A 12623-nucleotide genomic window follows, 5' to 3' on the forward strand; every position below is an offset into this window, starting at 1 on the left:
CGGGCGCGGTTGATGCAGGCGTTGCCGGGTGGTGGGGCGATGGTGGCGTTGGAGGCGACGGAGGAGGAGGTACGGGCGGCACTCGTCGCCGGCGTGGACGTGGCGGCGGTCAACGGGCCCCGGTCGGTGGTGATTTCCGGCGACGATAAGGCCGTGGAGGAGGTCGCCGGGCGTTTCGAGGGGCGGCGGACGCGGCGGCTGCGGGTGAGTCACGCGTTCCACTCGGCGCACCTGGACGGGATGCTCGCCGACTTCGAGGCGGTGGCGCGGGAGTTGGAGTTCCGCGCTCCGGCCGTCCCGGTGGTGTCGAACGTGACCGGGCGGGTGGCGTCGGTGGAGGAGATCACCGATCCGGCGTACTGGGTGCGTCAGGTCCGCGAAGCGGTCCGGTTCGCCGATGTGGTGGCGGCGTTGGACGCGGAGGGCGTGACGACGTACGTCGAGCTGGGCCCGGACGGGACGCTGACCGGCCTGGTCGACGGCATCCTGGACGCCCCGGTCACCGCGACCGCCTTGCGCCGTGACCGTGCGGAGGCCGGTACGGCGGTGGCGGCGCTGGCCCGGGTCCACGTCCAGGGCCACGCGGTCGACTGGACCGCGCTGCTCGGCGGTGACCGCCCGTCCGGGCTCGTCCTGCCGACGTATCCGTTCCAGCGCCGCCGCTACTGGCTCGAGCCCGCCGCCCGGATCGCAGACGCCGGCGGCCTGGGACAGGCCGACGCCGGGCATCCCCTGCTCGCCGCCGCGGTACGGCTCCCCGAGGGCGGGGGTGCGCTGCTCACCGGCAGCCTGTCACTGGCCACCCATCCGTGGCTCGCCGACCACGCGGTCCAGGGGACCGTGATCGTCCCCGGCACCGCTCTCATCGAACTCGCGATCCGGGCCGGCGACGAGGTCGGCGCCACCACGCTGGACGAGCTCGTGGTCGAGGCGCCGCTGCTGCTCCCCGAACGCGGCGCGGTTCACCTCCAGGTCGCCGTCCAGGAGCCGGACGGCAGCGGAGCCCGGGCGGTCACCGTCCACTCCCGGCCGGCCGGTACGGACGGCGAGTGGACCCGCCACGCCTCCGGCACGCTGCTGAGCACTCCACCGGCCCCGGGAGCGACCCTGCGGGAGTGGCCGCCGGCGGGCGCCGCACCGCTCGCGGTCGACGACGTGTACGAGGACCTCGCGGCGGCCGGACTCGCCTACGGGCCCGCGTTCCGGGGCCTGCGGGCGGCCTGGCGCGACGGCGACACGTTCTACGCCGAGGTCGCGCTCCCGGCGGACCGGCGGGAGGAGGCCGACCGCTTCGGCATCCACCCCGCCCTGCTGGACGCTGCCGTCCACATCACGGCCCACCACGGCCTGAGCGACACCCCGACCGGGGTGAGCCGGCTGCCGTTCGCGTACACCGGCGTGCGGCTGCACGCCTCCGGGCCGAGCTCGCTGCGCGTCCGGCTGCGCTACACCGAGCCGGAGGCGATCTCGGTGGACGTCGCCGACGAGACCGGCGAGCCGGTCGCCTCGGTCGCGGCCCTGCGGGCCCGGCTGGTCTCCGCCGAGCAGCTGGCCCCGGCCGGCGGCGAGGACCGCGACGCGCTCTTCCGGCTGGACTGGCCGCAGACCACGGTGCCCGCGTCGGACGCGGACGCGGACGCGGACTGGCACGAGCTCCGGGTACCGGGGGAGGAGGGGGTGGTGGTGGAGGTTCTGGAGCGGGTGCAGGACTGGCTGGCCGCCGCGCCCGACGACGACCGGCGGCTGGTGGTGGTGACCAGTGGTGCGGTGGCCGTCACCGCGGACGAGGCGCCGGACCTGGCGGCAGCGCCGGTGTGGGGTCTGCTGCGGTCGGCGCAGTCGGAGCACCCGGGGCGCATCGTGCTGGTGGACACCGACGGTGCGAGCGCCTCGGAACGGCGGTTGGCGGCGGCGGTTGCCGCTGGGGAGCCGCAGCTGGCGCTGCGCGCGGGCCGGGTGCACGTGCCGCGGCTGGTGCGGGTGGCGCCGGAGGCGTCCGGCGAGCGGGCGTGGGATCCGTCCGGGACGGTGCTGGTGACCGGTGGCACGGGCGTGCTGGGCGGTCTGCTGGCGCGGCACCTGGTGGCCGAGCGGTCGGTGCGTCACCTGCTGCTGGTCTCGCGCGGTGGTGCGGACGCGCCGGGCGCCGCGGGGCTTCGGGCCGAGCTGGAGGCGCTCGGTGCGCAGGTGACGATCGCGGCGGCGGACGTGGGTGACCGGGAGGCGCTGGCGGCCGTGCTGGCCGGGATCCCGGTGGACCGTCCGCTGACCGCGGTGGTGCACACGGCGGGTGTGGTGGACGACGGGGTGTTCTCGGCGCTGACCGCCAAGCGGCTGGCGGCGGTGTGGGGTCCGAAGGCGGACGGGGCGCGTCATCTGCACGAGCTGACCCGGGGCCACGACCTGGCGGCGTTCGTCCTCTACTCCTCGGTCGCCGCCGTGCTCGGCGGGCCGGGGCAGGCGAGCTACGCCGCTGCGAACACGTACCTGGACGCGCTGGCCGCGCACCGCCGGGCGATCGGTCTGCCCGCGCAGTCGCTGGCCTGGGGCCAGTGGGCCGAAGCCAGCGGCATCACCGCGCACCTGACGGAGGCCGACCACCGCCGGGCGGCCCGGGCCGGTCTGCGGGTCATCGAGGCGGATCGCGGCGCCCGGCTGTTCGAGACGGCGGCCCGGGTGGGCGGCGCCCACCTGGTGGTCGCGCCCCTCGACCTGCCGGCTCTGCGCACCCAGCCGGCGCTGCCCGCTCTGCTGCGCGCGCTGGTCCCGGCCCCGCGCCGGGGGACCGCCCGGGCAGCGGGGACGGGCGGTCCGGCCCTGGCGTCGCGGCTGGCCGCGCTGAGCGGTGAGGAGCGCGGTGCGGCGCTGCTGGAGCTGGTCCGTACCGAGGTGGCGGCCGTGCTCGGCACCGAGCCGGCCGCGGTCCTCCCCGGCAGGCCGTTCAACGACCTCGGGCTGGACTCGCTGGCCGCCGTCGAACTGCGCAACCGGCTCACCGCGGCAACGGGCCTGCGACTGGCCCCGACGGTCACCTTCGACCGGCCGGATCCGGTCCGACTGGCCGGACACCTGGGCGAGTTGCTCGGTGGAGTCGCGGCGGCCGAGCCGGTCGCGGCATCCGGCGACGACCCGCGGCACCCGCTGTCCACGCTGTACCGCAGGCTGGCCGCGCAGGGCAGCTTCGCCGAGGCGTCCGCGCTGATCGGTGTCGCCTCCCACCTGCGCTCGCGGTTCACCCTGGGGGAGCGGGCCGCGCACGCCCTGGAGCCGATCCGGCTGGCCTCGGGCGACCGTCCGCTGGCCGTGGTCGCCTTCCCGGCGCTCAGCGCGATCTCCGGCCCGCACGAGTACGCCCGGCTCGGGCACGCGTTCCAGGGCGAGCGCGACGTGTTCGTGCTGCCCTCGCCCGGCTGGGACCCGGAGGAGTGGTTGCCGGACAGCCTCGACACCTTCCTCACCCTGCACACCGAGAAGGTGATCGAACTGGTCGGCCCCGACCGGCCGTTCGTGGTGATCGGCCGCTCCATGGGCGGCTGCGTCGCGCACGCCGTCACCGAGCGGCTGGAGGCGGCGGGCCGACGGGTCGCCGGGCTCGCCCTGGTGGACGCGTACCCGATCGACAGCGCGGTGCGCGAGGGCATGGGCGACTGGTGGCTCACCGCGATGCTCACCGGCATGCTCGACCGGATCCAGCAGTACGACATGGTCTGGAGCGACGCCAGCCTCACCTCGATGGGCGGCTACAACACCGTCTTCGACGGCTGGCGGCCCGGCCCGGTCGCCGCGCCGATCCTGGCACTGCGCGCCGACACCCCGTTGCGCGGCACGGTCGTCGACCCGACCGGTCGTCAGGACTGGCGCGCCCACTGGCCGGTGCCGCACGAGGTGCGGGACGTCCCCGGCGACCACTTCACCGTGCTGGAGCAGCACACCCCGACGACGGCGGACGCCGTCCGGCAGTGGATCGAGACGAAGGAGCAGGAGACATGGTCGACCCGGTAGTGCTGGTCACCGGCGCGGCATCGGGCATCGGTGAGGCGGTGGTGCGGCTGTTCGCGGAACGCGGGCACCGCGTGGTCGCGGTGGACGTCGACAAGGCGGGCCTGGACGTGCTGGCCGGGCTCGACGGCGTGGCCACGCTGGCCGGCGACGTCGCCGAGGAGGCCACCAACCTCCGCGCGGTCGCGCTCGCCGAGGAACGCTTCGGACGGCTGGACGCGGCGGTGCTGAACGCGGGCATCGCCGGTGCCGGGCCGCTGGAGTCGGCCGGCTCGATCGAGCGCTTCGACCGGCTGTTCGCGGTGAACGTGCGCGGGGTCGCGCTCGGCATCCGTGCCGCCGTCCCCGCGGTGCGCGCGGCCGGGGGAGGGGCGATCGTCGCCACCTCCTCGGTCTCCGGGCTGCGCGGCGACCCCGGCACCTGGGCCTACAACGCCACCAAGGCGGCTGTGATCAACCTGGTGCGGGGCGCGGCGATCGACTACGCGGCGGAGGGCATCCGGGTGAACGCGATCGCCCCCGGCGGGACCGTCACCGCCCTGACCGCCGGGCAGGTCGCCGACCCCGAGTTCTCCGCCTTCATCACCCGCCGGATCCCGGCCCAGCGCTGGGCCGACGCGCGCGAACAGGCCGAGGTGGTCTGGTTCCTGGCCTCGCCGGCGGCCTCCTACGTCACCGGGGTCACCGTCCCGGTGGACGGCGGGCTGAGCGCGAACGGCGGCATCCTGCTGCCGCCGCCCGCCCGCTGACGCACCGATCACCCGTTCAACTCATTGAGGAGAGTGAAGATGAGCATCGAGGCGAACAAGGCACTGGTGGAGCGCTACTACCACGAGCTGGTCAGTGAGCAGCGGATCGACCTGCTGGAGGAGCTGGTCGCCGAGGACGCGGCCGACGAGACCGCGGTCGGGCCGGGGGGCACCGGCACCCGCGAGGACTTCCGCGAGCACCTGCGGGTGCTGTGGTCCACCGTGAAGGACGTCAAGGCCACCGTCGAGGACCTGGTCGCCGAGGGCGACCTGGTGATCGCCTACTGGCGGATCGAGGGCGTCCACGTCGGCCCGGTGTTCGGCGTTCCCGGCACCGGCCGCAGCTTCACCGGGCACAGCATCAGCCGGCTGACCATACGCGACGGCAAGGTGGTCCGCTACAACGTGCTGCCGGACCGCCTCGGCATCATCCGGCAGCTGACCCCCGCCGCCGTCTGATCGCACCCCCGTACCCCGCGGGGCCCGGCAGGTGGCGTCCACCGGCCGGGCCCCCCGTCCGCTCCCCGAAGGAGAACCCCTTGACCACCGGACCGAACCCGGCCGACGCCGAGCAGCTGCGGCAGCTGCTCGCCCGCTTCTCGCACGCCTTCGACAACGCCGACGCCGAGGCGCTGGGCGAGGTGTTCGCCGTCGACGGCAGCATCGAACTCGCCCGGACCGGAGCGCGGTTCAAGGGACTCGAGGAGATCCGGGCGTTCAGCCGCGACCTCGGTGACGAGTCGCCCGACCACCAGACCGTGGACAGCGTGTTCACCGTCGACCCCGACGGCACGGTGCGCGGGCGCAGCCGGTACCTGGCGGTCCTCGCCGACGGCAGCGTGCACAACGGCGACTACTTCGACACGTACACCCGCACCCCGGACGGCTGGCGGATCGCCCACCGCCGCTCGGTGCCGCGCTACCCGCTGGCCCGGCCGGCGAAGGGGCCCCTCAGGGGTGGGCTAGGGGTTGGCTAGGGGTCCGCGGCTCCGGCGCGGCGGCTAGCTTTCGGGCATTCACCCAGCTCAACCCCTCACTCTCGCAACGGAGTCACCAGCATGGCCAGAACCGGTCCCCGTCCCGTCCCACTGCTCGCCCCCCTCACCGCAGCGGCCCTGCTCGTGACCGGCTGCGGCTCCGGCGGGGCGGGGCCGGCGCAGGACGCCGCCGCGGCCAAGCCCGTCCAGGGCGGGTCGCTGACCTACGCCACCGACGTCGAGCCGATCTCCTTCGACATCCACGTCAGCCAGCAGGACATCACCGGCGCCATCCAGCGCAACGTCTTCGACTCGCTGGTCCACCAGGACGCCAAGGGCGACTTCCAGCCGTGGCTGGCCACCTCCTGGGAGAACACCGCCGACCTGAAGAGCTACACCTTCCACCTGCGCGACGGAGTGAAGTTCACCGACGGCACCCCGTTCGACGCCGAGGCCGTGAAGGTGAACTTCGACCGGATCGTGGCGAAGGAGACCAAGTCGCAGTACGCGGCCAGCCTGCTCGGCCCCTACACCGGCACCGAGGTGGTCGACGCGCACACCGTCAAGGTGGACTTCGCCGAGCCCTTCGCCCCCTTCCTGCAGGCGGCCAGCACCCCCTACCTGGGCTTCTACTCGCCGAAGACGATCAAGGAGAACGGCGCCAAGCTCGGCGCGGGCGGCCCCGCCGACGTCGGCACCGGGCCGTTCGTCTTCGCCGGCTACACCAAGGGCCAGAGCGCCGTGTTCACCCGCAACCCCGACTACAACTGGGCACCGACCGGCGCCGGCCACCAGGGCCCGGCCCACCTCGACAAGCTGACCGTCCGCTTCCTGACCGAGGACTCGGTGCGCCTCGGCGCCCTCAACAGCGGGCAGGTCCAGGTGGCGGACCCGATCCCGCCGTCCGGCGTCAAGACGGTGCGGGGCGACAGCCGGCTGAAGGTGCTCGCCACCGACGCGCCCGGCGCCAACTACGCGCTGGTGCTCAACACGAGCAAGGCGCCGTTGGACGACCCGCAGGTCCGCAAGGCCGTCCAGCGCGGCATCGACCTCGACACCGACGTCAAGAGCGTCTACTTCGGCGCCTACAAGCGCGCCTGGAGTCCGGTCTCCCCGACCACCCCCTCCTACGACAAGTCCCTGGAGAACAGCTGGCCCTACGACCAGTCGGTCGCCAACAAGGCACTCGACGACGCCGGCTGGACCACCCGCGACGCGGACGGGTACCGCACCAAGGACGGCCGGCGGCTCACCCTCGAATGGCCCCTGCCGCCCGCCGAGTTCGTCCGCGAGCAGCGCGAGACCCTCGGCCAGGCCATCCAGGCCGACCTGAAGAAGATCGGCGTCGAGGTCACCCGCCCCCGCCTGGACATCGGCACCTACATCTCCAACGTGTACGGCGGCAAGGAGCACATCGCCGACTACAGCTGGGCCCGCTTCGACCCCGACGTGCTGCGGCTGTACTTCAACAGCGCCAGCCAGCCCGCCAAGGGCGGCCAGAACGCCACCTTCTACCAGGACGCCCAGCTCGACGAGTGGACCAACACCGGAAAGGGCACCTTCGACCGGACCGTCCGCCAGGACGTGTACGCCAGGACCCAGCAGCGGGCCATCGAGCTCGGCCTGATCGTCCCGGTGTACGTCCGCACCGCCGAGGTCGGCTACTCCACCCAGGTCCACGGCCTCACCGCCGACCCCAACACCTGGCTGAACTTCCACGACGCCTGGATCGGCAAGTGACATGAGTGAAACCGGCCTGACGGTCCCCCGGCTGCTGCGCGGGGCGGTACGACGGCTGCTCGGCGCCCTCGCGGTGCTGCTCGGGGCCGCCACGGTCGCGTTCGCCGCGCTCCAATCCATCCCCGGTGACCCGGTCACCGTGATGCTGGGCCCGGGCACCGCCGCGACCCCCGAGGTCAAGGCGCAGATCCGGGCCCAGTACGGCCTGGACGAGCCGATCGCCCTCCAGTACCTGCACTACCTGGGCCGGCTGCTGACCGGCGACCTCGGGGAGTCGTACCAGCTCCAGCAGCCGGTCGCCGACCTGATCGGCGACCAGCTCGGCCCGACCGTCCGACTCGCCCTCGCCGCACTGGCGCTGGCCGTCGTCCTGGCCCTGGTCGCGGCCCTGACGACGGCCGGTCGCCGGCCGGCCCTGCGCGCCGCCAGCTCGCTCGCCGAACTGCTCGCCGTCTCCAGTCCCTCCTACTGGACCGGCATCCTGCTGCTGACCGTGTTCTCCTTCCAGCTGCGGGTCTTCCCGGTCGCCGGGGACCAGGGCCTGCCCGCCCTGGTGCTGCCCGCGGTCACCCTGGCCCTGCCGCTCGCCGGGGTCCTCGCCCAGGTGCTGCGGGAGGGCCTGGAGGCCGCGCTCGGGCGGCCGTTCACCCTCACCGCGCGCTCCCGCGGGCTCGGCAGCGCCGCCGTCCTGCTGCGCCACGCCGTACGGCACGCGGCGGCGTCGGTGGTCACCCTCACCGGCTGGCTCACCGGTTCGCTGCTCGGCGGCGCCGTGCTGGTGGAGACGGTGTTCGGCCGCCCCGGCATCGGCGCGCTGAGCCTGCAGTCCACCACCAACAAGGACATGCCCCTGGTGATCGGACTGGTCCTGCTCTCGGCGCTGGTGTTCGTGGTGATCAACACCTTCGTCGACCTGCTGTACCTCGCCATCGACCCACGCCTCAGGAGCAGGTGACCCATGGCTCGCCCCGCCGCCGGACGCACCACCCAGGTGCTCGCGTACACCCTCCTCGCCCTGATCGTGCTGGCCGCCCTCGCACCCGGCCTGCTCACCCGCACCTCACCGGTCGACACCGACCCGGTCCACGCCCTGACCGCCCCCGGCGCCGAGCACTGGTTCGGCACCGACCAGCTGGGCCGCGACCTGTACGCCCGCGTGCTGTACGGCACCCGGCCGTCGGTGCTGCTGGGCCTCGGCGCCACCGTCCTCGCCGTCGCCGGCGGGGCCGCCCTCGGCCTGGCCGCCGCACTCGGCGGACGGGTCGCCGACCAGGTGCTGATGCGGGCCGCGGACGTCCTGCTGGCGCTGCCCCCGATCCTGCTCGCGCTGCTCGCCGTCACCGTGCTCGGCACCGGCTCGGTCAACGTGATGATCGCCATCGCGATCGCCTTCGTCCCCGGCTACGCCCGGATCGTCCGCGCCGAGACACTCGTGGTGCGCCGCTCCGGCTACGTCGAGGCCGCCACCGTCCTCGGCCTGCCGCGGCCGCTGCTGATCCTGCGGCACGTCCTGCCGAACGCCGTCGACCCGATGCTGGTCCTCGCCACCGTCGGCTTCGGCGCCTCGCTGATCGCCGCCTCCGGGCTCAGCTTCCTCGGCCTCGGCCCGCAGCCGCCGTCCCCCGAATGGGGCGCGATGCTCTCCCAGGGCCGCAGCTTCCTGCAGACCGCGTGGTGGACCGGAGTCTTCCCCGGTGCCGCCATCACCCTCACCGCCCTCGCCGTCAACGCCGTCGGCCGCCGCGCGCAGCGCCGCTTCACCCGGAGGGCCGCCGGATGACCCTGCTCACCGCCGAGGACCTGAACGTCCGCTTCGGGGGCGTACACGCCGTCCGCGACGTCTCCCTCACCCTCGACCGGGGCGAATGCCTCGCCGTGGTCGGCGAGTCCGGCTCGGGCAAGAGCGTCACCGCCCGCACCCTGGTCGGACTCACCGGCCCCGGGTCGACCGTCACCGCACGCGGGCTCACCTTCGACGGCCGGGACCTCACCGCCCTCGGCGAGGCCGAGTGGCGCACCCTCCGCGGCCGCCGGATCGGACTGGTCCTCCAGGACGCCCTGAGCTCGCTCGACCCCCTGCGCACCGTCGGCGCCGAGGTCGCCGAACCGCTGAAGGTCCACCGGCTCGCGGCGCGGGCCGAGCTGGTGGGCCGGGTCCGCTCGCTGCTCACCGACGCGGGCATCCCCGGCGCCGAGCAGCGCGCCGCCCAGTACCCGCACCAGCTCTCCGGCGGACTGCGCCAGCGCGCCCTGATCGCCTCCGCGCTGGCCGGCGGCCCCGACCTGCTGATCGCCGACGAACCCACCACCGCGCTCGACGTCTCCGTCCAGGCGCAGGTGCTCGACCTGCTCGACCGGCTCCGGCGGGACGGCACCGCGCTGCTGCTGATCAGCCACGACCTGTCCGTCGTCGCCCGGCTCGCCGACCGGGTGGCGGTGATGTTCGGCGGCCGCGTCGTCGAGACCGGTCCGACCGACCGGGTCCTGGCCGACCCCCGGCACCCGTACACCCGGGCGCTGCTCGCCGCCGTCCCCGGCCACCACACCCGGGGCCGCCGGCTGTCCGTCCCGGCCCTCGACGGACCCCCGCCCGGGCCGGACGGCTGCCCGTACGCGAGCCGCTGCCCCGCCGCCGACGCGATCTGCCGGGAGACGCTGCCCCCGGTCGACGGGCACGGCGCCCGCTGCTGGCACCCCGGCGGGAAGACGCCGCCCCGGGCGGCGGCCGCGTACGCCGTCGCGCGGTCCGGCTCGGTCCCCTCCGCGCCGGTCCCCTCCGCGCCGGTGCCCTCCGCGCCGGTCCCCTCCGCGCCGGTGCCCTCCGCGGCGGTCTCCTCCGCGCCGGTGCCGTCCGCGCCGGTGCCGTCCGGCCGCCCGAACGCGGCGCTGATCGAGGTCGACGGGATCGGCAAGTCCTACGGCGGCCGGCCGGTGGTCCGCGACGTGTCCTTCCGGGTGGGCACCGGCGAGACCCTCGGCCTGGTCGGCGAGTCGGGCTCCGGGAAGACCACCGCCGCCCGGATCGTGCTCGGCCTGGAACAGCCCGACACCGGCACCGTCCTGCTCGACGGCCGCCCGTGGAGCGCCCTTCCCGAACGACGGCGACGGGCCGACCGGCTGCGCATCCAGGCCGTCCAGCAGGACCCGCTGTCCTCCTTCGACCCGCGGTACCCGGTGGAACGGATCATCGGCGAAGCGCTCGCCCGCACCGGCGTCCCGCACGGCCGTGAGCGGCGCCGCCGCACCACCGCCCTGCTCCACCAGGTCGGCCTCCCGGCGATCCTGCTGGAACGCCGTCCGGCCGAGCTCTCGGGCGGCCAGCGCCAGCGCGTCGCCATCGCCCGGGCCCTGGCATCCGCCCCGCGGGTGCTGGTCTGCGACGAGCCGGTCTCCGCGCTCGACGTCTCCGTCCAGGCGCAGATCCTCGACCTGCTCGCCGACCTGCGCCGGGACCTGGGCCTCGCCATGCTGTTCATCTCGCACGACCTGGGCGTCGTCCGGCACCTCGCCGACCGGGTGGCCGTGATGAGGGACGGACGGCTCGTCGAGACCGGTGACGTCGAGGAGGTCTTCGCCGACCCGAGCGACGGGTACACCCGCGAACTCCTCGCCGCGGCGGCCCGGCCGGGGGTCGGCGGATGACCGGCGGCCTGCTCGCCGTCAGCGACCCGCACATCGGGTACCCCGAGAACCGGCGGATCGTGGCTGACCTGCGGCCCGACACCGCCGCCGACTGGCTGATGGTCGCCGGTGACGTCGCGGAACGCTTCGAGGACGTCGCCTGGGCCCTGCGCCCGCTCGCCGCCAGGTACACCAAGGTGGTCCGGGCACCCGGCAACCACGAACGGTGGACCCCGCCCGACGACCCGGTCCGACTGCGCGGCGAGGAACGCTACCGCACCCCGGTCGAACTCCGCCGGAGCATCGGCGTCCTCACCCCCGAGGACCCGTACGCCGTCTGGACCGGACCCGGCGGACCGGTCACCGTCGCCCCGCTGTTCCTCCTCTACGACGACACCTTCCGCCCGCGCGGCACCGCCACCAAGGCCGAGGCGCTGGCCGCCGCGTACGCCGCCGGCGTGGTGTGCACCGACGAGATGCTGCTCCACCCGGACCCGTACCCCGACCGGGAGACCCGGTGCCGGGCCCGCATCGAGGAGAGCGAACGGCGCCTCGGTGAGCGGGACCCGAAGCTGCCGACCGTCCTGATCAACCACTTCCCGCTGCGCCGGGACCCCACCCACGTCCCGCGGCACCCCGAGTTCGCGTTGTGGTGCGGCACCGAACGCACCGCCGACTGGCACCTGCGCCACCGGGCCGCCGCCGTGGTCCACGGGCACCTGCACATCCCGCGCCGCACCGTCGCGGACGGCGTGCCCTTCGAGGAGGTGTCGCTCGGCCACCCCCGCGAGTGGGCCCCGCGCGGCGGGCCGGTCGGGCCGCGGCGGATCCTCCCCCGGGGGCGGGCGTGATCCACCTCGTCCTGCCCGGGGCGGTCGCCTGGGCCGAGTCGTTCGGAGACCGGGACGACGCCGAAGTCCTGCCCCAGGAAGCGCCGTTCACCACCGACATGGTGCCGGGAAGGCGGGCCGAGTTCGCCGCCGTCCGCGCCTGCGGCCGCCGGGCGCTCGGCCGGCTCGGCGTCCCGCCCGTCCCCATCCCGGTCGGCCCGAGAGGCGAACCGCGCTGGCCCCGCGGCATCGTCGGCAGCATGACGCACTGCGCCGGCTACCGGGCCGCCGCGGTGGCCCGCCGGACCGTCCTGCCCGTCATCGGCATCGACGCCGAGCCCCACCAGCCGCTCCCGCCCGGCGTCCTGGCGGCCGTCTCGCTCCCGCAGGAACGCGCCCGCCAGGCCGGCCTGCGGCGCTCCTCCCCGGGGGTGTGCTGGGACCGGCTCCTGTTCAGCACCAAGGAGGCGGTGTTCAAGGCCTGGTACCCGCTCACCGGCCGCGAGCTGGACTTCGACGGCGCCGACATCGTCCTTTCCCCCGACGGCACCTGGTGGGCGAGGCTGCGCCTGCCCGGCGCGGGCACCGGTCCGCTGCCCCGCGGCTTCGCCGGGCGCTGGCTGGCCGCCGACGGCCTGCTCCTCACCGCGGCCACGGAACTGCTGACCTGACGGCCCGACGGCTCCCTCGGCCGGACCTGGCTCGCA

The 12623-nt window shown here is 74.9% G+C and carries 10 protein-coding genes; all 10 read left to right on the plus strand.

Annotated elements, in window-relative coordinates; translation table 11 throughout:
- Window positions 1-12: 12 nt before the first annotated feature.
- The 10 genes from ACFVHB_RS11830 (at window position 13) to ACFVHB_RS11875 (ending at window position 12587) form a co-directional block, all read left to right on the plus strand.
- A complete protein-coding gene (locus tag ACFVHB_RS11830) occupies window positions 13-4002 on the plus strand; it encodes an SDR family NAD(P)-dependent oxidoreductase (protein ID WP_380319015.1) in 3990 nt (1329 codons plus the stop codon).
- Window positions 3987-4748, plus strand: a complete 762-nt coding sequence (locus ACFVHB_RS11835; RefSeq protein WP_380319018.1) for an SDR family NAD(P)-dependent oxidoreductase — start codon at window positions 3987-3989, stop codon at window positions 4746-4748. The genes ACFVHB_RS11830 and ACFVHB_RS11835 overlap by 16 nt, the downstream gene beginning before the upstream one ends.
- A 39-nt stretch (window positions 4749-4787) precedes the next feature.
- Window positions 4788-5207, plus strand: a complete 420-nt coding sequence (locus ACFVHB_RS11840; RefSeq protein WP_380319021.1) for an ester cyclase — start codon at window positions 4788-4790, stop codon at window positions 5205-5207.
- Window positions 5208-5287: 80 nt separating this feature from the next.
- The gene (locus ACFVHB_RS11845) at window positions 5288-5725 is read left to right on the plus strand and encodes a nuclear transport factor 2 family protein (RefSeq protein ID WP_380319024.1); all 438 of its coding nucleotides are present in this window, start codon (window positions 5288-5290) and stop codon (window positions 5723-5725) included.
- Window positions 5726-5806: 81 nt separating this feature from the next.
- Window positions 5807-7465, plus strand: coding sequence for an ABC transporter substrate-binding protein (locus tag ACFVHB_RS11850; protein ID WP_380319026.1), 1659 nt, complete (start codon window positions 5807-5809; stop codon window positions 7463-7465).
- A gap of 1 nt (window position 7466) precedes the next feature.
- On the plus strand, window positions 7467-8420 hold the full coding sequence (locus ACFVHB_RS11855; protein ID WP_380319029.1) for an ABC transporter permease: 954 nt from the start codon (window positions 7467-7469) through the stop codon (window positions 8418-8420).
- A gap of 3 nt (window positions 8421-8423) precedes the next feature.
- Window positions 8424-9245 carry an ABC transporter permease gene (locus tag ACFVHB_RS11860; RefSeq protein ID WP_380319032.1) on the plus strand — a complete coding sequence of 274 codons (822 nt, stop codon included), beginning with the start codon at window positions 8424-8426 and terminating at the stop codon, window positions 9243-9245.
- A complete protein-coding gene (locus ACFVHB_RS11865) occupies window positions 9242-11107 on the plus strand; it encodes a dipeptide ABC transporter ATP-binding protein (protein ID WP_380319035.1) in 1866 nt (621 codons plus the stop codon). Before ACFVHB_RS11860 ends, ACFVHB_RS11865 begins: the two co-directional genes overlap by 4 nt.
- Window positions 11104-11937: a metallophosphoesterase family protein gene (locus ACFVHB_RS11870; protein WP_380319038.1), complete on the plus strand. Its 834-nt coding sequence runs from the start codon at window positions 11104-11106 to the stop codon at window positions 11935-11937. The genes ACFVHB_RS11865 and ACFVHB_RS11870 overlap by 4 nt, the downstream gene beginning before the upstream one ends.
- Window positions 11934-12587 (plus strand): 4'-phosphopantetheinyl transferase, encoded by a 654-nt coding sequence (locus ACFVHB_RS11875; protein ID WP_380319041.1) that lies wholly within the window; start codon window positions 11934-11936, stop codon window positions 12585-12587. The genes ACFVHB_RS11870 and ACFVHB_RS11875 overlap by 4 nt, the downstream gene beginning before the upstream one ends.
- The last annotated feature ends 36 nt before the right edge of the window (window positions 12588-12623 follow it).

This window comes from Kitasatospora sp. NPDC127111 (genome assembly GCF_042677465.1).
Classification (GTDB): Bacteria; Actinomycetota; Actinomycetes; order Streptomycetales; family Streptomycetaceae; genus Kitasatospora.